This is a genomic window from Xanthomonas maliensis, from assembly GCF_009192945.1.
Taxonomy (GTDB): domain Bacteria; phylum Pseudomonadota; class Gammaproteobacteria; order Xanthomonadales; family Xanthomonadaceae; genus Xanthomonas; species Xanthomonas maliensis.
Map to the genome: position 1 here is coordinate 141,089 of NZ_NSET01000044.1, position 23,089 is coordinate 164,177.

Below are 23,089 nucleotides of genomic sequence, written 5' to 3' on the forward strand. Positions count from 1 at the left end.
GCGGGCTCTTCTTGAGGCGCGGCGCACAAATAGATCCCCGTCCCCCCACACGGTGTCGGGAGAACACGAAGCAAACCCAAGCGTGCGCTCCACGTCATGCGGTCCGCGAACCGCAAAAAGCCTGGCCGCGCTGCTGGGCCGTGCCGGTGGTCGTCAGTTGGCGGGGAACACGCCGTAGTGGCGCGCAGCCAGGCGCAGCGGCTGGCCCGGCTGGTAGGCGCCTGCCGAAGCCGGCAGCTCGACCTCGACCTGGTTGCCGGCCGGCTGCAAGGTAGCGCGCAAGCGCAATCGCCCGCCGCTGCGCTGGGCCCACTCCACGGTCGCCGGCCACCCTGCCGGATCTGGCACCAGGTCCTCTGGCCGGACGTAAACATCGACCGGGCCCGCCACCAGGCCACTGTCATTGGCAGGCAGCGCGTGCCCGGCCACGTCGATCTGGCCCTGCGCCAGCACGCCGGGAATGCGGTTCACCGCACCCACAAAGGAGTAAACGAAGGGCGACGCAGGGCGATCGTAGATCGCTGCCGGCGTATCCAACTGTTCGATGCGGCCACGATTGAGGATGGCGACCCGGTCGGCCAGCTCCAAGGCTTCCTCCTGATCGTGGGTGACGAACACCGTCGTCAGCCCGGTGCGCTCGTGCAGCTCGCGCAACCAGCGCCGCAGATCGCGCCGGACCTGGGCGTCGAGCGCACCGAACGGCTCGTCCAGCAGCAGCACACGTGGCTCGATCGCCAGCGCCCGCGCCAGCGCCACCCGTTGCCGTTGGCCACCGGACAATTGCGCGGGATAACGCTGTTCCAGCCCCTGCAGCTGCACCAGCGCCAGCAGTTCTTCCACCCGCGCGCGAATGCGTGCCTCGGCCCAGCGTTCGGCACCACGGCGGACGCGCAGTCCGAAAGCGATGTTCTCGAACACGTCCAGATGCTTGAACAACGCGTAATGCTGAAACACGAAGCCGACGCGCCGCGACTGCACGCTCATGCCGGTGGCGTCTTCCTCGCCAAACAACACCTGCCCGCCATCGGCGTGCTCCAGCCCGGCCATGATCCGCAATAGCGTTGTCTTACCCGAGCCGGACGGCCCGAGCAGCGCCAGCAACTCGCCCTGCCGCACTTCCAGACTGATGTCGTCCAGCGCGGTGAAGCTTTCGAACTGCTTGCGCAGGTGGCGGATGCGGATACCCATAGTCACCTCAACGACGGTGGTTGGCGGCCAGCGCATCGCCGTGCCGCCATTCCAGATAGGTCTTCAACGCCAGCGTCAGTAGCGCGGTCAATGCCAGCAACGAGGCACAGGCGAATGCGGCGCTGTAGGCGTACTCGTTGTAGAGAATCTCCACGTGCAGCGGCAGCGTATTGGTCCGCCCGCGAATATGCCCGGAGACCACCGACACGGCGCCGAATTCGCCCATCGCGCGCGCCGCGCACAGCAGCACGCCGTACAGCAATCCCCAGCGGATATTGGGCAGGGTCACCCGCCAGAACATCTGCCAGCCACTGGCGCCCAGGCTCAGCGCCGCCAACTCTTCGTCGCTGCCCTGCTGCTCCATCAACGGCATCAGTTCGCGGGCGATGAACGGAAAGGTGACGAAGGTGGTGGCCAGCACGATGCCCGGCAGCGCGAACACGATGCGCGGCAACTGCAGCAGGGTGTCGCCCAGCAATGGGAGTTGGACCCGCCAGCCCTCGTCGATCAGCGGCCAGGCCCAACCGCTGCGACCGAAGATCAAGACGAAGATCAGGCCGGCCACCACCGGCGACACCGAAAACGGGAGATCGATCAGGCTCACCAACACCCGCTTGCCGGCAAAGCGATGTTTGCTGATCGCCCAGGCGGCCGCCACCCCAAACACCAGATTCAACGGCAGCACGATCGCGGTAACCACCAGGGTCAGACGGATCGCGGCCAGCGCATCCGGGTCGACGACCGCACGGGCAAAGGTCTGCCAGCCGCCGCGCAGGGCTTCGGCGAACACCAGCACCAGCGGCAACAGCAGAAACGCCAGCAGGAAGCCGAGCGCACCGGCGATCAACAGCCACTGCACCCAGCGTGGCTCGGTGGTCGCCGCGGCGGTGACCTGGCGGGTGCGGCGCTGGACCTGTGCGGTTGGCAGCATGGAGGGCAACGGCGAGACGGCATCGCTCATGCGGGCCTCCGTTGATACCCGAGCAGGCGTGCCTGCAGCGTGTTGACCAGCAACAGGATCACCAGCGACAACAGCAGCATCGCCGCGGCGATCGCGGTCGCGCCGGCGTAGTCGAACTCCTCCAGCCGGATGGTGATCAGCAACGGGGCGATCTCGGTGGCATTGGGCAGGTTGCCGGCGATGAAGATCACCGAGCCGTATTCACCGACCCCGCGCGCGAACGCCAGCGCGAAGCCGGTCAGGACGGCCGGCCACAGGGTCGGCAACACCACCCGCCGGACCGACTGCCAGCGCGAGGCGCCCAGCGTGGCGGCCGCCTCCTCCAGCTCACGCTCGCTCTCGGCCAGCACCGGCTGTACCACCCGCACGACGAACGGCAGGCCGACGAACACCAGGGCGATCACGATGCCCAACGGCGTGTAGGCCACCTTGAGACCGAAGGCCTCCAGCCAGCGACCGACCCAGCCATTGCCGCCATAGAGCGCGGTCAAGGCGATGCCGGCTACTGCGGTGGGCAAGGCGAACGGCAAATCGATCACTGCATCGAACAGGCGCTTGCCGGGAAAGCGGTAGCGCACGAACACCCAGGCGACCCAGGTCCCCATCACCGCGTTGAACGCGCCAGCGGCCAGCGCGGTACCGAAGCTGAGCCGCAAGGCCGCCAACACCCGCGGCTCGCTCCAGACCCGCCACAGGCCGTCCCAACCCAGGCCACTGGCCTTGACGAACAGGCCCAGCAAGGGGATCAGCACGATCAACCCCAGCCAGGCCAGGGTGATCCCCAGACTCAGACCCAGCCCCGGCAGCACGCGGCGGCGGCGGCGCGGCATCGGGGGAGAAGCAACCGACGTCGGCATGGCTTACTTGCTGGCCTGGATCTGATCGAACACGCCTCCGTCGGCGAAATGCTCCTGCTGCGCCTTGTCCCACGAGCCGAAGGCTTCCTGGATGGTGACCAGCTTGATGTCGGCAAACCGTGCCAGGTCGGCCTGGTCGGCATATTCCGGATGGCGCGGCCGGTAGAAATGCTTGGCTGCCAGCTTCTGGCCTTCCGGCGCGTAGAGATAGCGCAGATAGGCCTCGGCCACTTCGCGCGTGCCGTGCTTATCGACGTTCTTGTCCACTAGCGCGACCGAGGGCTCGGCCAGGATCGACAACTTCGGCACCACGATCTCGAACTTGTCCTTGCCCAGCTCCTCGCGCGCCAGCAGGGCTTCGTTCTCCCAGGCCAGCAGCACATCGCCAATACCGCGCTGGGCGAAGGTGGTGGTGGCGCCACGCGCACCGGTATCGAGCACCGGCACGTTGCGGAACAGCGCACGCATATAGCGCAGGATCCGCTCGCGGTCGCCCTTGAAGATATGGTCGGCGTAGGCCCAGGCGGCCAGGTAGTTCCAGCGCGCGCCACCGGAGGTCTTCGGGTTGGGCGTCACCACCGACACGCCCGAGCGCAGCAGGTCCGGCCAATCCTTGATGTTCTTGGGGTTGCCCTTGCGCACCAGGAACACGATGGTCGAGGTGTATGGGGCGCTGTTGTCGGGCAGGCGACGCTCCCAGTCGCTGTCGATCAGCTTGGCCTTCTGTGCGATCGCATCGACATCGTAGGCCAGCGCCAGCGTCACCACGTCGGCCTCGATGCCGTCGATCACCGCGCGCGCCTGCTTGCCCGAGCCGCCATGCGAGGTTTCCACCGTCACCGTGTCCTGCGGATGTTGCTGTTTCCAGTGTGCGGCGAAGGCGGCGTTGTAGTCGCGGTAGAACTCGCGCGTGGGGTCGTAACTGACGTTGAGCAGGCCGATGTCGCGTGCGGCCGCCGGCCCGGCGATCAGCCAGGCACAGAGCAGGAGGAAAACGAGGCGGTAGCGATGGGTCACAGCAGTCTCCTGGCGCGGGGGCACAGCCTGGGCAGGCAAGCATGCCATGCTGCGCAGCGGCATGCGGACGGTGAAATGACATCCGGACCATGCCTTATGCCATTTTTGCATGACATAGTGGTAGCCGGGTGTGATCGTTAAAATTGCAGCACTTCCCGTCACCGCGATCGCCATGACCACTGCTCCCGCCGCGCTCACCGCGCATTACGCCGCCGAACTGGACGCCATCCAGGCCCAGGGCCTGTTCAAGTCCGAGCGCATCATCACCGGCCCGCAGTCGGCGGAGATCACGCTGGCCGATGGCCGCCGCGTGCTGAACTTCTGCGCCAACAACTATTTGGGCCTGGCCGACCACCCGGACATCATCCAGGCCGCCAAGGATGCGCTGGACAGCCACGGCTTCGGCATGGCCTCGGTGCGTTTTATCTGCGGCACCCAGGATCTGCATAAGCAGCTCGAGCGCACCATCGCCGACTTCTTCGGCACCGAGGACACCATCCTGTACGCGGCCTGCTTCGACGCCAATGGCGGCTTGTTCGAACCGCTGCTCGGCGAGCAGGACGCCATCATTTCCGATGCGCTCAACCATGCCTCGATCATCGATGGCGTGCGCCTGTGCAAGGCCAAGCGCTTCCGCTACGCCAACTGCGACATGGCCGACCTGGAGGCGCAGCTGCAGGCGGCCGATGCCGCCGGTTGCCGTACCAAGCTGATCACCACCGATGGCGTGTTCTCGATGGATGGCTTCATCGCCCCGCTCGACGAGATCACCGCGCTGGCGCGCAAGTACGGCGCGTTGGTGCATATCGACGAATGCCATGCCACCGGCTTCCTCGGCGCGACCGGCCGCGGCTCGGCCGAGGTCAAGGGCGTGCTCGACCGCATCGACATCTTCACCGGCACGCTGGGCAAGGCGATGGGCGGAGCGCTTGGCGGCTTCACCACCGCCAAGCGCGAAGTGATCGAGCTGCTGCGCCAGCGTTCGCGCCCCTATCTATTCTCCAATTCGCTGCCGCCGCACGTGGTGGCCGCTGGCATCAAGGCCTTCGAGATGCTCGAAGCCGCTGGCGACTTGCGCACCCGTCTGGTCGACAACACCGCGTATTTCCGCCAGCAGATGACTGCGGCCGGCTTCGACCTCAAGCCCGGTGTGCATCCGATCAGCCCGGTGATGCTGTACGACGCGCCGCTGGCGCAGCGCTTTGCCGAGCGCCTGCTGGAGGAAGGCATCTATGCCATCGGCTTCTTCTACCCGGTCGTGCCCAAGGGCCAGGCCCGTATCCGCACCCAGATCAGCGCCGCACATACGCGAGCGCAGCTGGAACAGGCGATCGATGCCTTCGTACGCATCGGTCGCGAACTCGGCGTCGTCTCGGCCTAGCCGACAAGCCGCAGCGCACCTGCAACGTCTTTGGCGCGATACAGCCGCGGCACGCAGGATGCCTGGCGAGAATCTGCCGCGTTCCACCGCGCCATACCGGCTGGCGCCCGAACGCCCCACGCGCTGCGTGAGCCGCTCGGGCGCCCACCCAACATGCCGCCGGCAGCAGCGGTGGTGGCGCGGGGCGGTCCGCTGATGCGCACGGCCTTACGCCGAAGATTGCTGCTGGCGGCCTTGACCGATACCCAGGCCCAGCCGGTGGATGCCGGCTGGGAGACGCGCTGCCTGCACTGCCGACGCCGGCTGCTGCTGCGGGCCGATGGCGAGCCGCTCGGCCACACCACCCTCGAGCACGTGGTGCCGCAGGCCTGGTTCGGCCGTCGCGCCGCTGCCGCCCTGTGCGCGCAGGTCGGCGGCGATGCCAACGACCCGCGCAACCTGGCCTTGGCCTGTGCCGGCTGCAATCACGCCAAGGGCCGCCGTCACGACGCCAATGGCGCCGGCGACCCGCGTGCGCACGAGGTCGTTGCCGCGCTGCTCAGCGCACGCCTGGCGCGCTGGCGGACACCGCCGCCAGCGCACTGAATTCGTCGGCCTCAAGTCGCCGCCAGGCGCCCTTGCCCAAGTCTCCCAATTGCAGCGGTCCGATCGCCACCCGCACCAGGCGCAGCACACCGATATCCAGTGCGCCCAGCAGGCGGCGGATCTGCCGATTGCGGCCTTCGTCGAGCACGATCTCCAGCCAGGCGTTGCGCTCGCCTTCGCGCAACACGAGCGCCTGCTTGGCGCGCAGCAGGGTGCTGCCATCCTCCGGATCGACCACGCCGGTCTGCAGTTGCGCCAACTGCGCGGCGTCCAGATGGCGATCGACCTGTACGTGATAGGTCTTGTCCGGACCGCGTGCGGGGTCGGTGACGGCCGCCGCCCACTGCGGATCGTTGCTGAAGAGCAGCAGTCCCTCGCTGGCCTTGTCCAGCCGGCCAACCGGTGCCAGCCAGGGCAGACCGGCGCCATCGAAGCAGCGATAGACGGTGTCGCGTCCCTGCTCGTCGCGCACCGTGGTCACCATGCCACGCGGCTTGTTGAGCGCCACATAGCAGCGCGCTGGCCCGGCCAGCGGCTGCCCGTCGACCGTGATTTGCGCCGATTGATCGCCGCGCAGCGGCAGCTCGGGGTCGCGGACCACGCGACCGCCAAGCGCAACCCGGCCATCGGCGATCCAGCGTGCCGCCTCGGTGCGCGAGCACACGCCCAACTTGGACAGCACGCGTGCCAGGCCATACCGCGGCGCGGTAGCGGCGCCACCGGCGCGCGCCGGCACAGCGGGCAGCCGCGGGGAATGCCGGGGCGCAGCCGGCGGGCGTCGCCGGGTCATGCGGCCCCGTCCTTTTGACTTACTTGTCCTGGACCGGCTTGGCGTCGGCTGCCGGCGCAGGCGCCGCTGCCGCACCCGCCGCCGGACGCGCCTTGACCACGCGCACACCGCGCGCCTTCATCCAGGCATCGAACTCCTCGGCGGTCATGCGCTTACCACCCTGGCTCATGTCGAAGCGCCACGGGGTGTTGTCGAACGCGGTCTGCGCTTTATAGGCCGCCGGGTCGTTCGGGTTGATCGTGGCGCCGGCCTTGGCCAGGTCCTGACAACCATCTACGCGCAAGCGCAGCAGCACGCGGTCCACCGACTGATCGCTGGTATAGGGCTGCGCCAGCACACCGGTCGGCACGCCGAGCTGCACGCTGCGGGTATAGAACTCTCCGGCGGCCGGGGCGATCACCGTCGCCGGCAACGGCAATGGCGGCGCGACCATGCTGCCGGAACAATTGGGAGCGGCGTAGGCGGCGGGAATCAAAGCGAGACAGAGCAATCCTGCCGAGACGGTACGCAGCATCGTGGTTTCTTCCGTTGGGTTGTCGACGCGGCGAGTGTAGGCAGCGATGAACGCCGTTTCAACAGGAACTTTGCCCCAACGTGCAACCGATCCGCGCGCCAGGCGTCGCGGGGAACCAGCAGCGTGGTTGGCAACGATCCGGGCACGGAAAAAAACAAAACCCGGCGCGAGGCCGGGTTTTGTTCGAAGCAGACGCGTCCGATTAGTTCTGGACGTTCAGCTCGGTACGACGGTTCTTGGCGCGGCCTTCCGGATTGTCCGAACCATCCGGGTTGGTGTTCGGCGCAATCGGACGGCTCTCGCCGTAGCCGATCGGACCGACCAGACGCGAGGCATCGACACCGTTCTTGGTCAGGTAGTCGTACACCGCGCTGGCGCGACGCTCGGACAGCTTCTGGTTGTACTGCTCGGTACCCTTCGAGTCGGTGTGACCGGCGACCTCGACCTTCAGGTCGGGGTAACGCTTCAGGATCTCGGTTGCTTCGCCCAGGATGGCCAGCGCGTCCGGACGCAGGGTCGACTTGTTGAAGTCGAAGTTCACGCCCTTCAGGTCGATCGACACCGGCACCGGGCAGCCGTCCGGACCGATGGTCTGGCCAGGCTGGGAGTTCGGGCACTTGTCGTCGCAGTTGTTGACGCCGTCGCCGTCGTCATCCAGATCGGCGCAGCTCGGAGCAACCGGCGCCGGAGCCGGCGGCGGAGCGGTGGCCGGAGCAGGCCCCAGCGGAATCACGACGCCAACCGAAGCCAGCACGTCGCCGAACCAATCCTTGTCCGAACCCGGCGAAACGCCGGCGACCGGGGTACGCACGCTCTGGTCGTCGAAATCGGCGCGGTAGGCAATTTCGGCACGCACGGCAACGCGCTTGTCGAAGGTGGTCTGCAGACCGACACCAGCCTTGGCGGCAAAGTTGCCGTCCTTACGCTGACCCGGCGACACCGGGCTCGGGGTCGCGTCGAACTCTTCTTCCGAACGCTGGTAGCCCAGGCCGAACAGCAGGTACGGGTTCCAGCCGCGGCCTTCCTGGATGAAGTGGCGACGCAGATCGAACGAGATGCCGTACTGGCTCCAGTTCAGATCCTGGTTCTTGTCGAAGTTCGGGTTCTGATAGTTCAGCTCGCCATCGATCGACCAGTTCGGGCTGACGAACTTACCCAGGCCCAGGGTGACGAACGGGGCATCGTTGGTCAGACGGTCTTTGTCCTGGAAGTTGAAGCCAGCGCTACCGGTCAGATACCAACGATCATCGAACTCCTGCGCGGAGGCTGCCTGGGCAACTGCCAGACCGCCCAACAACGCGGCAGTGAGAATTTTCTTGTTCATGTATACAGCTCCTTCTTTCAGGGAGATAAAACCGATAGAGGCGTTGTTCTTGGTAAAGATGCTCGTCACATCCAGAGCCATCGCGGCGCAGAGTAAGCCCGCCTAAGTGAAGATCGCGTTAACGGTCATATAACATGTGAAAGCAATCATCAGCACCTGAAGACCTTGATAATACTACGTATACAGCTTCATGAAGGACGCCGTCTGCATCCCTGTTTCGGGCCGTAAACCGCATGAACGGCACCCCAATTAAGCCAGTTGAAGAGCGCCACTTGGGGCCTCGGTTCACGCTTGAGCACGGCAGCGACAGACGACATTGGTGAATGCACTGCCTGTTGCGACCTGAATTCGCCGGGACATGGTTGCGGACAGCCGGCGCCACAACGCACCCTGAACTCCCCACTCCGAGAGTCGCCAATGAAAGCCGTTGCCCTGACCCGCTACCTGCCGATCGATGCCGACGACGCCCTGCTTGACATGGAGCTGCCGGCGCCGCCAGCGCCGCAAGGCCACGACGTGTTGGTTCGGGTCGAGGCGGTTTCGGTCAATCCGGTCGATACCAAGGTGCGCGCGCCCAAGTCCCAGGTCCCGGATGCGCCGAAGGTGCTGGGTTACGACGCCGCCGGTGTGGTCGAGGCGGTCGGTCCGGAGGTCACCGCCTTCGCCGTCGGCGACGAGGTGTACTACGCCGGCGATATCGGCCGTGCAGGCAGCAACGCGCAATATCAATTGGTGGATGCGCGCATCGCCGGCTGCAAACCCACCTCGCTCAGCTTCGCCCAGGCGGCAGCGCTACCGCTGACCACGCTCACGGCCTGGGAACTGTTGTTCCAGCGCATGCCGTTCACCTTCGATGGCGTGCGCAATCGCGGCAAGCAGTTGTTGATCATCGGCGGTGCCGGCGGCGTGGGATCGATCGCCATCCAGTTGGCGCGCCACGCCGGCTTCACCGTGATCGCCACGGCCTCGCGGCCGGAGACCAGCGAATGGGTGCGACAGATGGGCGCGCATCATGTCATCGACCACCATCAACCGTTGCCGCCGCAATTGCAGGCGCTGGGCGTGGATCACGTCGACGCCGCACTCAACCTGGCCGATACCGACCGCTACTGGACGGTGCTGGGCGAATTGCTGGCACCGCAAGGACATGTCGGCCTGATCGTCGAGCCGCGCGGGCCGCTGTCGATTGGCGACCCTTATAAGTCCAAGTCCATCAGCATCCACTGGGAGTTCATGTTCACGCGCGCGCGCTACGCCAGCGACGATATGGTCGAGCAGCATCGCATCCTCAACCGGGTCGCCAGCTTGATCGACGCCGGCGAGCTCCGTACCACCCATACCGAGACCTTGTCGCCAATCAACGCACAACAGTTGCGCGAGGCCCACCGCCGGCTGGAAAGCGGCGGCACCGTCGGCAAGCTGGTCGTCGCTGGCTGGTAACGCATCGGGGTCGTGCACGCCGCGCAGATCTGCTGCAGACGTGCGGCCGTCTTGCTGATGAGGTTGCCGGATCAGCGCAACCGGCCCCGGCGCACCTGACGGCCATGGCGCTGCCCGCCTGGCCAGCCGAGCACATCAAGGCGTGCCCGCGCCGCACGTCACCTCGTAACGCCACGCCGGTTGCTCGCGGCTCTGCGCGCTGGAGGCGGCAGCACGCAGGATCACTGCCCTACGTGGACGCTTGCGAGCTGAGCAGATCAGCGCGCTGGCGCGCAGATAAACAGGAGTGTCGCCGCATTGCAGCGCGGCTCTCCTTGCCAGCCAGGACTTGCCGAACCGCCCATTTGCCGGCATCGTTCGCATTCCGTACGCCAGCGTATCCACGTCATGTCGCCCGCCACCGGCCTGCCCGCCTCGCCCTACCCGCACCTGTTCGCCCCGCTCGATCTCGGCTTCACCCAATTGCGCAATCGCGTGCTGATGGGGTCGATGCATACTGGCCTGGAGGATCGGGCGCGCGACTTCCCCAAGCTGGCGGCGTATTTCGCCGAACGCGCCGCCGGCGGCGTCGGCCTGATCGTCACCGGCGGCTTTTCGCCCAATGTGGTCGGCTGGTTGACGCCATTCGCCAGCAAGCTGTCCTGGCCGTGGGAAGTCCGCCCGCATCGCCAGGTCACTGCCGCGGTGCACGCGCATGGCGCCAAGATCTGCCTGCAGCTGCTGCATGCCGGCCGCTATGCCTACCACCCCTTGTCGGTGGCCCCGTCACGGCTGAAGGCACCGATCAACCCGTTCACGCCGCGCGCGCTGTCGGCACGGGCGATCGATCGACAGATCGCCGCCTACGCGCGTGCCGCATGGCTGGCGCGCGAGGCCGGCTACGACGGCGTGGAGGTGATGGGATCGGAAGGCTATCTGATCAATGAATTCACCGCTCCGCGGACCAACCGACGTGACGATGCCTGGGGTGGCGATGCCGCACGCCGGATGCGCTTTGCAGTGGAGATCGTGCGGCGCATTCGTGAGGCCTGCGGACCGGACTTCATCATCATCTATCGACTGTCGCTGGTGGACCTGGTCGAGGACGGCAACCAATGGCAGGACATCCTGGCGCAGGCGCGGGCGATCGAGGCCGCCGGCGCCACCCTCATCAATTCGGGCATCGGCTGGCACGAAGCGCGCATTCCCACCATCGCCACCTCGGTGCCACGTGCCGCCTTTGCCGGCGTCACCGCCAAGCTCCGGCCGCATTTGCGCATCCCGGTCGTGGCCACCAACCGCATCAACATGCCGGACGTGGCCGAGCGTCTGCTGGCCGAGGGCGCTGCCGACCTGGTCTCCTTGGCGCGCCCCCTGCTGGCCGATCCGCACTGGGCCAACAAGGCCAGTGCCGGTCGGCCACAGGCCATTAATACGTGTATCGCCTGCAACCAGGCCTGCCTGGATCATGTGTTCGAAAACAAGCGTGCCAGTTGCCTGGTCAACCCGCGCGCCGCGCACGAGACCGAATTGGTCTATACGCCGACCGGTACGCCCAAGCGCATCGCCGTGGTCGGCGCCGGTCCGGCCGGCCTGGCCTGCGCGACGGTGGCGGCCGAGCGCGGCCATCGGGTGACCCTGTTCGATGCGGCCGAGGAGATCGGCGGCCAGTTCAACGTCGCCAAACGCATTCCCGGCAAGGAAGAGTTCGACGAGACCTTGCGTTACTTCCGTCACCGGATCGAGGCGACCCGCGTGGAGCTGCGCCTGCGCACGCCGGTGCAGGCTGCCGACCTGCTGGCGTTCGACGAGATCGTCCTGGCCACCGGGATCGAGCCGCGCAAGGTCGACTTTCCCGGCGCCGACCACCCGATGGTGATCAGCTATCTGGATCTGCTGCTGGGACGGCGGCAGGCCGCCGACAAGGTGGCGATCATCGGTGCCGGCGGAATCGGCTTCGATGTCGGCGAATTCCTCGTGCACGCCGGCCCCTCGCCATCGCTGGACGTGGGGCGCTGGATGGCCGAGTGGGGCGTGGACCCCACCTTCGAAACTCCTGGCGCACTGGCCCGGCCGCAGCCCGAGCGCGCGGCTCGCCAGGTCTGGCTGCTGCAGCGTAGCGCCGGCAAACCCGGGGGCCGACTGGGCAAGACCACGGGTTGGATCCACCGCGCCACCCTCAAGGCCAAGGGCGTGAAGATGCTGGGCGGGGTGGAATATCTGGGCGTGGACGACAGCGGTCTGCGCATCCGCGTGGATGGAAGCGAGCAACTGCTCGATGTCGGCACAGTGGTGATCTGCGCCGGCCAGGAGCCGCGGCGCGACCTGGTGGCCGCACTGCAGGCCAGCGGCAAGCAACCGCACCTGATCGGCGGCGCCGACGTCGCCGCCGAGCTGGATGCCAAGCGCGCGATCGACCAGGCCAGCCGGCTCGCCGCACGCCTCTAGCGCGTGTTCTGCACGTCGAGGTGAGTGCGAAGCGTCCTGCAGCGCGTTGAGACAAGGCGTGCGCTGCAGCCCAGGCGGTCGGCCCTGCCATGCAGGGCTCCCAGCTGCAATCGGCGCCCATTGCCCGTCTTGGTGCTGTCGTCTTGGCGCGCTATAAGGCCAGCATGTCGTCCACGCCTCGCGCCCCTGCCGTGCCAGCCTTGTCGCCGCAGGCACTGCTCGCCTACGCAGCGGCCCACTTCGGCAAGAGCCTGCTGTGGTATGCCGGCGAACTGCTGCTGATCTATTGGTTGACCGAACATGCCGGCATCGCCGCGTTCCAGGCCGGGCTGGTGCTGGCCGCGGGATTCGTCGCCAGTGCCGTACTTGGCCTGATGGCCGCCAGACACCTGCGGCGGCGGCTGCGCGACGCCGCCAGTGTCGGGCGCCTGCAGTGGCAGGCGTTGACGGCGGCAGCGCTGGCCTTGTTGATGGTGTTCGCCGCGCAATGGCTGCCGGTGCCCTGGCGGCTGGGCTATGTGCTGATGGTCAGCCTGCTGTTTCGACTCGCCTACGCGGCCTGCGACGTGGCACAGAACACTTTGCTCAGCCTGGTGGCATGGCCATGGCGGGGGCATGCCGGCGCCAGTGCCTTGCGCTTGGTCGGCAGCGGGCTCGCCGCGATATTACTCAGTGCAATGGTCGGCCTGTTGGTGGCGCACGGCCGGCATGGCGGGCGCGACGCGTTCGAGGCCGGTGCGCTGCTGACGACGATCGCGGTGCTGTGCGGCGGATGCCTGTATTGGCAGCTACGCCACGTCGCCATCGGGCCGAGCGCGACACCGCCCGCAGAGCCGCCACGCTGGCCGGATCTGCCATGGCGCCCGATCGCGCTGATCGCGACGATCTCGCTGACGCTGCCGACCTTCACCAAGTTGGCTCCCTACGTGGCAAGCGGTCCGTTATCGCCACAGTGGGCGGGTCAGGTCCTGATCGCGTATGCCGCCGGCACCCTGCTGGTACAGCCGGCCGCCGTGCGCTGGGGAATCCGCTGGCCGCCGCGGCAACGGCTGCCTTGGCTGGCCGTGGCCCTGCTGCTCAGTGCCGCCCTGTTTTTGCTGACGGTGCCATCCAGCCCGACACTGAGCCTGGCCGCCGCTGCTGGCATCGGCGCGGTCGGCGGCACGCTGGGGCAATTGGTCTGGTCCTGGCACGCGCAGTTGACCGCCCGACAGGCAGTGACACACCACGCGCTCAGCTTCGCCACCCTGACCGCCGGCGCACAACTGGGCCTGGCGGTCGGGGTGGTCGCCATTGGCCTGCTACTGGAGGCCTTCGGTGGCCCGGTGGGTCATCGCCTCTGGCAGCCCTGGGCGATGGTGGCCGGGCCGATCGCCTGTGCAGTGCTCTGCCTAGCGCTGACGCTGCTCGACGGCGGCCGCTGGCTCAGGCAAAGAACGCCCGCTGCAGCGGCAGCAGCGCCGCACCCAGCGTGACCGCATCGCCGCGGGTCCGGGCGATGCACAGGTGCGGCAGCGGCGGCGCCAAGCCATGCCGATTGGGCGCGCGCGGAATGCGGATGCGCGCGATCAAGCGCTCGCCGAGCCAGCCCGGCAAGCGCCCGCCGATGACGATCGCCTGCGGGTCGAGTGTGTAGGCGAGATAGGCGCATAGCTGCGAGAACGGCGTTTCCGCCAATCCCAACCACGCCTCCACGCCGGGGCTGTCGGCATGCAGGGCGCCCAACATCTGCTCGACGCTGGCGTGGCTCTGCCCGGCCACCTGCTCCATCGCCAACAGGACGTCCAGATTTGGGTAGGCCATGCCGCCCACCGTCCAGATCCCGCCGAACTCGCCAGCGTTGCCGCGATAACCGCGGAACAGCCGACCATTGGCGATGATGCCGCCGCCGAATCCGTTGGTCAGGTGCAGATAGGCGAAGTCGCGACACTCGCGCCCGACGCCGTACATGCTTTCGGCGACCGCCGCAGCGGAGCCATCGTTCTCGATGATGACGGCGCAGCCAAGGGCATCCTCCAGGATGGGCGCCAACTCGATCTGCGACCAGTCCTCCAGCACCGGCGGGCCGACCATCTGTTGGCCCTCGCCGGTGAAGAAGGCCGAAATGGCCATCCCCGCCCCGATGACCCGCGTGGCATCCACCCCGCTCTGCTCCAGCACCTGCTGGCGCATACGCAGCAACTGATGCAGCACCGGCGCGCGCCGCAGGTCGGTCATGCCCATGCGCTGCAGCCCGCGTATGCCACCTGCGAAGTCGATCAGCGCCACTGCGATCACATCGCCCATCAGACCGATGCCCAGCGCGTACGCATAGTCCGGCGCCAGGCGGACATCCACGCTTGGATTGCCGCGACCTTCGGCGGCGCGCGGCGCCAGTTGGACCATGCGCTCCTGCACGAACCCCTGCAGCAGGCGGGCGACCGTGGGCTGAGATAGATCCAGCTGGCGACTGAGCGCGGCCTGGGTCTGAACGCCGGTCTTGAAGACGCGGTCGAGCAGCTGGCGGCCACCGGTACTGACGCGCTGCGGAAAATCGGGATGCGGCATTGGGCAAAGCCAGGCTGGCGGTACGCGAGACATCACGAACCTAGCACATGGACATCAAATTATCATACATGAAGAATAGTATTAAACCTACATTCTTTTAATTGGGGGCTCCATGCACACTGTCACTCCATCTCCGCGCCTGCTTGCCCTGGCGCTCGCGTCCGCTCTTTACACCGCTGCCGCACAGGCAGAACAACCACCGGAGGCACCCGCCGATGGCACCACGACCCTGGACCAGATCGTGGTCACCGGCACGCCGCAGGGCCAGTCGCAGAAGAACGCGCCGTTCGCGATCAGCGTGGTGTCCAAGGAACGCCTGGACCGCAGCAGCCCGAGCAGCAGCGTGGACATGCTGCGTGCGGTCCCGGGCTTTTCCGCCGAGCCCTCCGGCGGCCAAGGCGGCGGCCAGAACCTGTACGTGCGCGGCCTGCCGGCCGGGGGCTGGTACTACGTGCAATATCAGGAAGACGGACTGACCCTGTTCGACGAGCCGCAGGAAAGCTTCTTCAACATCGACACGCTGTTCTCGCTGGACATGATGACCGAGCGCCTGGAAGTGGTACGCGGCGGCACCTCGCCCCTGTTCGCGACCAATGCGCCCGGCGGCACGGTCAACGCGATCACCCGCCACGGCACCGCCACTGCCGAAGGTGCGGCGAGGATGACGGTCGGCAGCAATGGGTTACGCCGCGAGGACGCCTACAGCGCCGGCCCACTGAGCGAAGATGTGCTCTATAGCATCGGCGGCTTCCACCGCAGCGACGACGGATTGCGCCCGACCGGCTACACCGCCGATCGTGGCGGTCAACTCCGCGGCACCCTGACCTTTCTGATCGGCGATGCGATCCTCGATGTCGACGGCAAGTATCTGGACGACCGCACGACCTTCTACAACCCGATCCCACTGGCCGATCCACGCAATCCCGCGCAGTCGCTGGATGCGCTGATCGACCCGCTGGATGGCACCCTGCTATCGGAGGACTTGCGCCACAGCAGCATTCCCACCTTCGACGGCAACCGCAGCCTGCGCCGGTCGCTGGACCTCGCCGATGGCATCCATGCCAAGGTCAAGCAACTGGGCACGCACCTGGACTGGACGCTGGGCGACGGCCTCACCCTCAACAACCGCATGCGCGTGGTCGATGCGGAGGTGGACTACACCGCGCTGTTTTCCGGCGCTGCGCCATACGACGCCAACGCCTACCTCACCACGCAGCTCGGCCGCGCGCGCAGCGGATTCGGCACTGGCGTCGCCCGCGTCGGCTACGTCGCCAGCCGTACCGGTGCCAGCTACGATCCCGCCGCCGCCGATGGCCTGGTGCTGGAAAGCGGGCTATGGAACGCGCGCACCCACCTGCGCACCTTGTCCGACGACCTGCGCTTGAGCAAAGCGTTCGACGCGTCTGTCCTCGGCAAGCACACGCTCACCGCTGGCGTGAACGTGCAGCACGTCGAGTTCGCGCAGGACCGCTTGCAGAACACCGTGCTGACCAGTTTGCAGAATCATGCCCAGCGCCTGGACGTACTGGCCTACGATGCAACCGGCAACGTGGTCGGTTCGGTCACCCAAAATGGGTTCGTGCGTTACGGCAACGGCGTCACCAGCGGCTTCGTCAACGCGACCTATCTCTCGCCCTATCTGTGGGACTCCGTGCGCTTCGGCCGCCTCGGCCTGGACGCTGGCGTGCGCACCACCCGCTATAGCGCCAACGGTGGCCTCTATGGCATCAGCACACGCAACCTCGGCGATCCCACGACGCTGGCCGACGACAACGTCGGCGGCCTCAGTGGCGCCTTCGCCACGCGCAGCGATCGCCGCCACGCAACCCAGTGGACGTTCGGCGGCGACTTCGCGCTGACCCCACAACTGCAGGCGTTCGCCCGCTACACCGAATCGCAGCGCCTGCCGAGGTTGCAGAACGTGTACCAGACACAGAACGCTGCGGTCACCGACATCGATCAAGCCGAGGCCGGCCTGCGCGGCAGCTTCGGCAACAGCTTCTCGTTCTCCACCGTCGGATTCTGGAGCCGCTTCAACGATCTGTCGATCAGCGCGATCGTGCTCAACGACGCCGGCGCCGTGCAGACCCTGTCGCTGGTCGGCAAGACCCGCACGCTCGGGCTGGAATCGGAATTCAACTGGCGTCCATCACCGCTGTTCGGCATCACCGGTTCGGCAACGCTGCAGGACCCGCAGACGCGCAGCCTCAGCAACGCCACTACCGGCGCCAGCTACGGCAATCTGGACGGCAAGCAGATCTCGCGCATCCCCAAGTTCATCGCCTCTTTGAGTCCGACCTTGTATCTGGACATCGCCGGCCGTCCATTGCAGGTATCGGCCACGGCCTATCGCATGGGCCAGCGCTATGTCGACTACACCAACGCCACCGCGCTTCCGGCTTACACCACGTACGACCTGGGCTTGTTCGCACAGTTGAGCGATCACCTGGAGCTGCAATTGCACGCCGCCAACGCCGGCAACGATCTCGGGCTGACCGAAGGCAACGCGCGCGTGGACACCTTGTCCGGGCAAGGCACCGCCGATGCGATCTACGCGCGCCCGATTTTCGGTCGCAACTACAACGCATCGCTGACCTGGAGGTGGTGAGCATGCATTACCGAAGCCTAATGATGAGTCTTGCATTCGCGCTGCCGCTGCTGGCGGCAGCGGCGCCACCGAGCCTGCCTGATCGACTGCGCGACCCGCGTGGCGACACACTGGTCGTTTCCCACCGCGCCTGCTGGAAGTTCGCCTCGGAAAACACCGTCGACGGCATCGCCGCCTGCATCGCGCGCGGTGTGGACATGGTGGAGATCGACGTGCGCACCAGCCGCGACGGCCGCTTGCTGCTGATGCACGATGAGACCGTGGACCGCACCACCGATGGTCACGGCGCAGTGGCCGAGCTGGACGCTGCACAGATCGCCGCATTGCACGTCCGCAGCCAGGGCGGAGGCAACGGCAGCACCGTGACAGAGCGCCATCCGCCCACGCTTGCCGAAGCACTGGCAATGGCACGCGGCCGCGTGCTGGTGAACCTGGACGTCAAAGCGGCGGCACTGGACCAGCTGCTGGATGCCGTCGAGGCGGCAGGCGCGCAGCGGGATGTGCTGTTGAACGTCCCGCTGGATGTGCCAGACGCAATTATGCAGCGCGCCCGCAAGGCCGACATCGCGGTGCAGGTGCTGTACTCGCAGCGCGATGCCACCATGTCGCCGCGGCAAGCGCTGCGTCGTGCTGCAGCGTTGCGGCCAACTGTCGTGCAGGTGATGTTCGATGATCCCGCGGTGCTACGCATCGCACAACGCGAACTGGCAGGCCGCGCGCGCTTATTCATCAACACGATGACCAACGACATCGCCAGCGGCCGGCCGATGCGCCTGTCCGGTGACTACACCGACCAACGCGCGCTGCAAGACCCGGCCCAGGTCTGGGGAGTGCTACGCAAGGATGGCGTCAGCATGATCCAGACCGACGAACCGCTGGCACTGCAACGCTATCTGCAGGCTGCAGGCACACCACGCTGATCGCAGCGGTCTTTGGCAACGACGTGCACGTTATCGTCGACGTCACCCCAGGTGGCGTCGATCATGCACTGGGCGGCCGACTGCACACAGAAGATGCTTGTGTGCGCGACACCGAAAAACTGCGATGTTTGCTTTATGCATGCACGCATGCAGGCCAGAGATCCGCATGCCACCGCAGCGGCGACGTGCACCTGGAGCACAGACGAAACACTCGCGGCCACATCGACGTGACACAACGTCGCGAGACGAAATGCGCTATCGGCGACGTTTTTTCGCGTGACGAGCTTGTGTAGATTGCAAAAGCGCGCCAGAGGGCGTGATCGCTGTCAATCTTCCAGATTCAGTCGCGATTGGGGAACCGCTCCCTATCGTGCGGCAACTTTCAGATCCGCCACCTCCGGCGGATCGGCCGGCCACTGTTCTCGTGCCGGCGACCGGGCGGCCCGTGACAGGCCGCCTCCCCATGACGCCAAGCCCTCTGCGCGCGTATTCGACTGGATGCGCTGCGGTAAGGCCCACACGGAGCAAGGAGTTCTATGAAACTGGCCTGGATTCTTTGGCTGTCGCAGTTGTTGCCGCAGCCGGCCGCCGATTCGTTGTGCCTGAGCACGACCGTTTATCTGGAAGCGCGTGACCAGACCCTGCGGGGTCAACAAGCGGTTGCCGAAGTGGCGCTGCGCCGGCTCGACAGCGGCCTGTGGGGCGATTCGATGTGCCAAGTGGTCACCGCACGCAAGCAGTTCGCACCCACGCTGGTCTCGCCCGGCACCCAACTGAAGAACGACGCGGCTTGGAACAAGGCGCTGGACGTCGCGTTGGCGGCCGAGCGCAATTGGGCATTGCCGGTTGGCCAACGCAAGGAAATCGTTCCGGGCGCAAGTCATTTCGCCGCCAATGCGGTGGCCAGCCCCAGCTGGCGCAACGCCTATCAGGTCGCGACCATCGGCGACCACACGTTCTACCGCGTGCAGACGCTGCGTCCGCGCACCGCGTCATAAGCAGGTCGCATCGCGCATCGCCGGCCGCGATCGCACATGGCGCGCGGCGGCAAGGCGCTCTCCCGCGCGCGTTGTGCGGATCTACCGACGCGACCACTGCTGCTAACGCGCGCACCCCGCAGCCGACTGGCACGCACGGCCAACAGATCCCTCCGCGTGAGAATACCGACGACACGCAAGCTCTGGGCATCGACGACGACGACCAACGGCCGACACCGGCATCGGCCGTAAGGGCGGCCCTTCGCGCAACGAAAGCGTCCGCTCGATGACCACCGGTGCGCGTTGCAGCAATGCCGCCAGCAGTAGCGCATCTGCATGACAAGGATGCAGTCCCTCTGCGCGCATCACCATGCCATATCGCGTGTCGTCGGGTGCACGCACCGGGAATCCGTGGTGGCTGACCTCTGCGCCTCGCTGCACCAACCGGTGGCGCACCTCTCACCCAGGGACTGGGGCGATTGCAGGCTCACCACTGCGCGGCTGCACGCGTCGCCCACGGCCATCTGATCCAACTGGTCGGCGCTGTAGTCCACCGGTACGCGCGCGCCACGCCGCACGAATGCTCGATCATGATGGTCTGCCGCATCAGCAAACTGGAGACCAGGCAGGCGATCGCACAGGCACCCAGCAGCGGCAGCAATCCGTGCACCTGCGTCGCTTCGACGGCGGAGATCACCGACGCCAGAAACGCGCGCGATGCACCGGAACCCATCGCCGCCGTGCGCGCCAGCGCCGCCATTCACGCATCCATGCCGGGCCATGACGGGTCGCTGGCAACGCCACCCCCGCAGACCGCCCAACGTTCCGCCGATGGCGAACAGCGGCGCCGGGATGCCGGCCGGCGTGCCACTGCAACCGCCACGTGCTGGCCTGCCTCCGTCCAGCTAAGCTTGCAGCCACCTGCCTACCGGGATCGACCATGAAGCTCTATACCAAACCAGGTGCCTGTTCGCTCGCAGACCACATCGCCCTACGCTGGTCGGGCCTGCCATTCGACTTGGTGGTGGTGGACGCCGCAACGATGAAGTCGCCCGAGTACCTGCAGTTGAATCCCGCCGGCGCAGTCCCGCTGCTGGTGATCGACGCCTGGGCGCTGACACAGAATGCGGCCATTCTCAACTACATCGCCGATGTCGCTCCGCTCACCCCGCTGGGCGGCGACGGCACCGCCCGCAGCCGCGCGGAGATCAATCGCTGGATCGCTTATTGCAATGCCGATGTCCATCCCACCTTCAAGCCGCTGTTCGGCAGCACGGCCTATCTGCAGGACCCGGAGCTGATCACCCGCAGCCAGGACGATGCACGCAGTAAGTTGCGCACGCTCTATCAGCGGGCGGACGCGCATCTGCAAGGCCGCAGCTGGCTGGCGGGCGATGCGCATACCGGTGCCGACGCCTACCTGTTCGTCACCTTGCGCTGGGCACGCAAGACCGGTGTGGACTTGAGCGGCCTGGACGCCTTGGAGGCATTCTTCCAGCGCATGCTGGCCGACGCCGATGTGCAGGCCGCACTCAAAGCGGAAGGTTTGAACTGAGCCTGCGAGCGGCGCCAGTAGACGCCAGTGGCCCGCGTCGGTGCGCTCGATGAAGGATGCCGCACAGGTACTAGTTTTTGACCGACACGCCAATCAACGCTTTTGCAGAGACAGGCCCGCCACTGCAAGCGGTGATGTATGCGTCACCCGTCAACGCACGTGCGCCGATCCAATACAGCGAGCATGAGTCGCCTCCGTTCGGGATAGCACTGGCAATCTGTTAGCGGCTCCTGCTTGCAACACTGAGCCAGACGCCAGACGTGACCGGCATCCGTGCCTCTGAAACGCGAAACGCCGGGCAATGCCCGGCATTTCGTTACAGCACGATCGCAGCAGCGATCAGCCCAGCAGGTGCGACACCCCACCGCGCTCTTCTTCGAGTTCGGCCAGGGTCTTGTCGATGTACTTCTGGCTGAAATCGTCGATCGGCAGGTCCTTGACGATGGTGTACTTGCCGTTCTCGGTGGTCACCGGGAAACCGAAGATCACCCCTTCCGGAATGCCGTAGGAACCATCGGACGGCACGCCCATCGTCACCCACTTGCCGTTGCTGCCCAGCACCCAGTCACGCACGTGATCGATGGCGGCGTTCGCGGCCGAGGCGGCCGACGACAGGCCACGCGCCTCGATGATCGCCGCGCCGCGCTTGCCCACGGTCGGGATGAAAGTGCCGGCGTTCCATTCCTGGTCGTTGATGGCATCGCCGATCGACGCGCCGTCTGCGGTGGCGAAGCGGTAGTCCGGGTACATGGTCGGGCTGTGGTTGCCCCACACCACCAGTTTCTCGATGCCACCGACCGGCTTGCCGAGCTTGAGCGACAACTGGCTCAGCGCGCGGTTGTGGTCCAGGCGCAGCATGGCGGTGAAGTTCTTCGGATCCAGGTCCGGCGCCGACTTCATCGCGATGTAGGCATTGGTGTTGGCCGGGTTGCCGACCACCAGCACCTTGACGTCGCGCTTGGCGACCTTGTTCAACGCAGCGCCCTGCGCGGTGAAGATCTTGGCGTTCTCCAGCAGCAGGTCCTTGCGCTCCATGCCAGGGCCGCGCGGACGCGCGCCGACCAGCAGCGCGACATCGATGTCCTTGAACGCCACTTCGGCGTCATCGGTACCGACCATGCCGGCCAGCAACGGGAAGGCGCAGTCTTCCAGTTCCATCATCACGCCCTTGAGCGCGGCCTGGGCTTTCTCGTTGGACAGTTCCAGCAACTGCAGGATCACCGGCTGGTCCTTGCCCAGCATTTCGCCGGAGGCGATGCGGAACAGCAGGGCATAGCCGATCTGGCCGGCAGCGCCGGTCACAGCAACACGAACGGGTGCTTTCATGGGGTGTTTCCTCTGCTAAAAAGCGGGTATGGGGGTGCGCGCACGGGCGGGGCCGATGGCCTGGCGGCGCGCTGAGACTGGCGGATGGCCGCCAACGGCGACCATCCGCACGATCGGACTCAGGCGGCGAGGATCTTGTTCCACTCGGCCACGCGGTCGGCCTTGGCGGCCAGCACCGCGTCGGCATCGCCTTCGATGGTGACCTTGTTGATCACGTCGCCCTGGGCCACGCTGTCGACCACGTCCAGGCCCTGCACGACCTTACCGAACACGGTGTGCTTGCCGTCCAGCCACGGGGTAGCGGTGTGGGTAATGAAGAACTGGCTGCCATTGGTGTTGGGGCCGGCGTTGGCCATGGACAGCACGCCACGCTCATGCGACACGCCGTTGCTGGTCTCGTCCTCGAACCGGTAGCCCGGGCCGCCACGGCCGGAACCCTCCGGGCAACCGCCCTGGATCATGAAGTCGGCGATCACACGGTGGAAGTTCAGACCATCGTAGAAGCCGCGCTTGGCCAGGTTGACGAAGTTGGCCACGGTCAGCGGCGCCTTGTCGGCGAACAGCTCGACCGCGATCGGGCCACGGGCGGTATCGAAATGGGCAATCAGGGACATGGAAATCCTTGCGGGTTCAGGGGAGTTACGTCAGTCCATTAGGATACACCGCAGGGCC

General features: G+C 66.5%; 20 protein-coding genes. 9 read left to right on the forward strand and 11 right to left on the reverse strand.

Annotated features, from left to right (window positions below; genetic code table 11):
* Positions 1–153: 153 nt before the first annotated feature.
* From CKY51_RS13870 to CKY51_RS13885, 4 genes are read right to left on the reverse strand one after another with little or no spacing between them, the layout of a single operon-like run.
* On the reverse strand, positions 154–1,188 hold the full coding sequence (locus tag CKY51_RS13870; RefSeq protein ID WP_022974489.1) for a sulfate/molybdate ABC transporter ATP-binding protein: 1,035 nt from the start codon (positions 1,186–1,188) through the stop codon (positions 154–156).
* Positions 1,189–1,195: 7 nt separating this feature from the next.
* Positions 1,196–2,149 carry a sulfate ABC transporter permease subunit CysW gene (gene cysW / locus CKY51_RS13875; protein WP_022974488.1) on the reverse strand — a complete coding sequence of 318 codons (954 nt, stop codon included), beginning with the start codon at positions 2,147–2,149 and terminating at the stop codon, positions 1,196–1,198.
* Positions 2,146–3,006 carry a sulfate ABC transporter permease subunit CysT gene (gene cysT, locus CKY51_RS13880; protein WP_031340951.1) on the reverse strand — a complete coding sequence of 287 codons (861 nt, stop codon included), beginning with the start codon at positions 3,004–3,006 and terminating at the stop codon, positions 2,146–2,148. Before cysT ends, cysW begins: the two co-directional genes overlap by 4 nt.
* A 3-nt stretch (positions 3,007–3,009) precedes the next feature.
* Complete coding sequence (locus tag CKY51_RS13885) at positions 3,010–4,086, reverse strand: sulfate ABC transporter substrate-binding protein (protein ID WP_152249371.1); 1,077 nt, start codon at positions 4,084–4,086, stop codon at positions 3,010–3,012.
* A 109-nt stretch (positions 4,087–4,195) separates the two neighbouring features.
* On the opposite strand from CKY51_RS13885, the gene kbl reads away from it, so the two are divergent.
* Together kbl and CKY51_RS13895 are read left to right on the forward strand one after the other, a co-directional pair.
* The gene (kbl, locus tag CKY51_RS13890) at positions 4,196–5,404 is read left to right on the forward strand and encodes a glycine C-acetyltransferase (RefSeq protein ID WP_022974485.1); all 1,209 of its coding nucleotides are present in this window, start codon (positions 4,196–4,198) and stop codon (positions 5,402–5,404) included.
* A gap of 195 nt (positions 5,405–5,599) precedes the next feature.
* Entirely contained in the window at positions 5,600–5,989 is a 390-nt protein-coding gene (locus CKY51_RS13895; RefSeq protein WP_031340948.1) for an HNH endonuclease, read from the forward strand.
* On the opposite strand, the gene CKY51_RS13900 is transcribed toward CKY51_RS13895, so the two are convergent.
* From CKY51_RS13900 to CKY51_RS13910, 3 genes are all read right to left on the reverse strand, one after another.
* The gene (locus CKY51_RS13900) at positions 5,943–6,779 is read right to left on the reverse strand and encodes a pseudouridine synthase (RefSeq protein WP_031340946.1); all 837 of its coding nucleotides are present in this window, start codon (positions 6,777–6,779) and stop codon (positions 5,943–5,945) included. The two genes, CKY51_RS13895 and CKY51_RS13900, sit on opposite strands and share 47 nt — an antisense overlap.
* A gap of 19 nt (positions 6,780–6,798) precedes the next feature.
* The gene (locus CKY51_RS13905; protein ID WP_152249372.1) at positions 6,799–7,293 is read right to left on the reverse strand and encodes a hypothetical protein; all 495 of its coding nucleotides are present in this window, start codon (positions 7,291–7,293) and stop codon (positions 6,799–6,801) included.
* A gap of 202 nt (positions 7,294–7,495) precedes the next feature.
* Positions 7,496–8,617, reverse strand: a complete 1,122-nt coding sequence (locus tag CKY51_RS13910) for an OmpA family protein (RefSeq protein ID WP_152249373.1) — start codon at positions 8,615–8,617, stop codon at positions 7,496–7,498.
* Positions 8,618–9,034: 417 nt separating this feature from the next.
* Between CKY51_RS13910 and CKY51_RS13920 the strand changes: the two genes are divergently transcribed.
* From CKY51_RS13920 to CKY51_RS13930, 3 genes are all read left to right on the forward strand, one after another.
* Complete coding sequence (locus tag CKY51_RS13920) at positions 9,035–10,057, forward strand: zinc-binding alcohol dehydrogenase family protein (protein ID WP_022972700.1); 1,023 nt, start codon at positions 9,035–9,037, stop codon at positions 10,055–10,057.
* A gap of 387 nt (positions 10,058–10,444) precedes the next feature.
* Positions 10,445–12,484, forward strand: a complete 2,040-nt coding sequence (locus tag CKY51_RS13925; protein ID WP_022972701.1) for an NADPH-dependent 2,4-dienoyl-CoA reductase — start codon at positions 10,445–10,447, stop codon at positions 12,482–12,484.
* A gap of 164 nt (positions 12,485–12,648) precedes the next feature.
* The gene (locus CKY51_RS13930; protein WP_031339931.1) at positions 12,649–13,959 is read left to right on the forward strand and encodes an MFS transporter; all 1,311 of its coding nucleotides are present in this window, start codon (positions 12,649–12,651) and stop codon (positions 13,957–13,959) included.
* On the opposite strand, the gene CKY51_RS13935 is transcribed toward CKY51_RS13930, so the two are convergent.
* Positions 13,910–15,031, reverse strand: coding sequence for an ROK family protein (locus tag CKY51_RS13935; protein WP_022972703.1), 1,122 nt, complete (start codon positions 15,029–15,031; stop codon positions 13,910–13,912). The genes CKY51_RS13930 and CKY51_RS13935 overlap by 50 nt on opposite strands.
* A gap of 112 nt (positions 15,032–15,143) precedes the next feature.
* Between CKY51_RS13935 and CKY51_RS13940 the strand changes: the two genes are divergently transcribed.
* The 3 genes from CKY51_RS13940 to CKY51_RS13950 all read left to right on the forward strand — a co-directional run bounded on the left by CKY51_RS13940 (position 15,144) and on the right by CKY51_RS13950 (position 19,557).
* Positions 15,144–17,639, forward strand: a complete 2,496-nt coding sequence (locus CKY51_RS13940) for a TonB-dependent receptor (RefSeq protein ID WP_031339933.1) — start codon at positions 15,144–15,146, stop codon at positions 17,637–17,639.
* 23 nt (positions 17,640–17,662) lie between these two features.
* Entirely contained in the window at positions 17,663–18,559 is an 897-nt protein-coding gene (locus CKY51_RS13945) for a glycerophosphodiester phosphodiesterase family protein (RefSeq protein ID WP_031339934.1), read from the forward strand.
* A 536-nt stretch (positions 18,560–19,095) separates the two neighbouring features.
* Positions 19,096–19,557, forward strand: coding sequence for a cell wall hydrolase (locus CKY51_RS13950; RefSeq protein ID WP_022972706.1), 462 nt, complete (start codon positions 19,096–19,098; stop codon positions 19,555–19,557).
* A gap of 466 nt (positions 19,558–20,023) precedes the next feature.
* Here CKY51_RS13950 and CKY51_RS13955 read toward each other — a convergent pair whose 3' ends face one another.
* Positions 20,024–20,296 (reverse strand): hypothetical protein, encoded by a 273-nt coding sequence (locus CKY51_RS13955; RefSeq protein WP_022972707.1) that lies wholly within the window; start codon positions 20,294–20,296, stop codon positions 20,024–20,026.
* Positions 20,297–20,476: 180 nt separating this feature from the next.
* On the opposite strand from CKY51_RS13955, the gene CKY51_RS13960 reads away from it, so the two are divergent.
* Positions 20,477–21,091, forward strand: a complete 615-nt coding sequence (locus tag CKY51_RS13960) for a glutathione S-transferase family protein (RefSeq protein ID WP_022972708.1) — start codon at positions 20,477–20,479, stop codon at positions 21,089–21,091.
* A 339-nt stretch (positions 21,092–21,430) separates the two neighbouring features.
* Here CKY51_RS13960 and CKY51_RS13965 read toward each other — a convergent pair whose 3' ends face one another.
* Positions 21,431–22,417: a malate dehydrogenase gene (locus tag CKY51_RS13965; RefSeq protein WP_152249375.1), complete on the reverse strand. Its 987-nt coding sequence runs from the start codon at positions 22,415–22,417 to the stop codon at positions 21,431–21,433.
* Positions 22,418–22,536: 119 nt separating this feature from the next.
* Positions 22,537–23,031, reverse strand: a complete 495-nt coding sequence (locus CKY51_RS13970) for a peptidylprolyl isomerase (RefSeq protein WP_022972710.1) — start codon at positions 23,029–23,031, stop codon at positions 22,537–22,539.
* Positions 23,032–23,089: the final 58 nt, after the last annotated feature.

What these genes read in the sequence shown, in the direction of transcription:
- CKY51_RS13950 (WP_022972706.1), top strand. Translation starts at nt 19,096, where the DNA reads ATGAAACTGGCCTGGATTCTTTGGCTGTCGCAGTTGTTGCCGCAGCCG.
- CKY51_RS13905 (WP_152249372.1), bottom strand. Translation starts at nt 7,293, where the DNA reads ATGCTGCGTACCGTCTCGGCAGGATTGCTCTGTCTCGCTTTGATTCCC.
- CKY51_RS13885 (WP_152249371.1), bottom strand. Translation starts at nt 4,086, where the DNA reads ATGCCGCTGCGCAGCATGGCATGCTTGCCTGCCCAGGCTGTGCCCCCG.
- CKY51_RS13960 (WP_022972708.1), top strand. Translation starts at nt 20,477, where the DNA reads ATGAAGCTCTATACCAAACCAGGTGCCTGTTCGCTCGCAGACCACATC.
- CKY51_RS13965 (WP_152249375.1), bottom strand. Translation starts at nt 22,417, where the DNA reads ATGAAAGCACCCGTTCGTGTTGCTGTGACCGGCGCTGCCGGCCAGATC.
- CKY51_RS13970 (WP_022972710.1), bottom strand. Translation starts at nt 23,031, where the DNA reads ATGTCCCTGATTGCCCATTTCGATACCGCCCGTGGCCCGATCGCGGTC.
- kbl (WP_022974485.1), top strand. Translation starts at nt 4,196, where the DNA reads ATGACCACTGCTCCCGCCGCGCTCACCGCGCATTACGCCGCCGAACTG.
- CKY51_RS13935 (WP_022972703.1), bottom strand. Translation starts at nt 15,031, where the DNA reads ATGCCGCATCCCGATTTTCCGCAGCGCGTCAGTACCGGTGGCCGCCAG.
- CKY51_RS13940 (WP_031339933.1), top strand. Translation starts at nt 15,144, where the DNA reads ATGCACACTGTCACTCCATCTCCGCGCCTGCTTGCCCTGGCGCTCGCG.
- CKY51_RS13955 (WP_022972707.1), bottom strand. Translation starts at nt 20,296, where the DNA reads ATGGCGGCGCTGGCGCGCACGGCGGCGATGGGTTCCGGTGCATCGCGC.
- cysT (WP_031340951.1), bottom strand. Translation starts at nt 3,006, where the DNA reads ATGCCGACGTCGGTTGCTTCTCCCCCGATGCCGCGCCGCCGCCGCCGC.
- CKY51_RS13920 (WP_022972700.1), top strand. Translation starts at nt 9,035, where the DNA reads ATGAAAGCCGTTGCCCTGACCCGCTACCTGCCGATCGATGCCGACGAC.
- CKY51_RS13910 (WP_152249373.1), bottom strand. Translation starts at nt 8,617, where the DNA reads ATGAACAAGAAAATTCTCACTGCCGCGTTGTTGGGCGGTCTGGCAGTT.
- CKY51_RS13930 (WP_031339931.1), top strand. Translation starts at nt 12,649, where the DNA reads ATGTCGTCCACGCCTCGCGCCCCTGCCGTGCCAGCCTTGTCGCCGCAG.
- CKY51_RS13895 (WP_031340948.1), top strand. Translation starts at nt 5,600, where the DNA reads ATGCGCACGGCCTTACGCCGAAGATTGCTGCTGGCGGCCTTGACCGAT.
- CKY51_RS13945 (WP_031339934.1), top strand. Translation starts at nt 17,663, where the DNA reads ATGAGTCTTGCATTCGCGCTGCCGCTGCTGGCGGCAGCGGCGCCACCG.
- CKY51_RS13900 (WP_031340946.1), bottom strand. Translation starts at nt 6,779, where the DNA reads ATGACCCGGCGACGCCCGCCGGCTGCGCCCCGGCATTCCCCGCGGCTG.
- cysW (WP_022974488.1), bottom strand. Translation starts at nt 2,149, where the DNA reads ATGAGCGATGCCGTCTCGCCGTTGCCCTCCATGCTGCCAACCGCACAG.
- CKY51_RS13870 (WP_022974489.1), bottom strand. Translation starts at nt 1,188, where the DNA reads ATGGGTATCCGCATCCGCCACCTGCGCAAGCAGTTCGAAAGCTTCACC.
- CKY51_RS13925 (WP_022972701.1), top strand. Translation starts at nt 10,445, where the DNA reads ATGTCGCCCGCCACCGGCCTGCCCGCCTCGCCCTACCCGCACCTGTTC.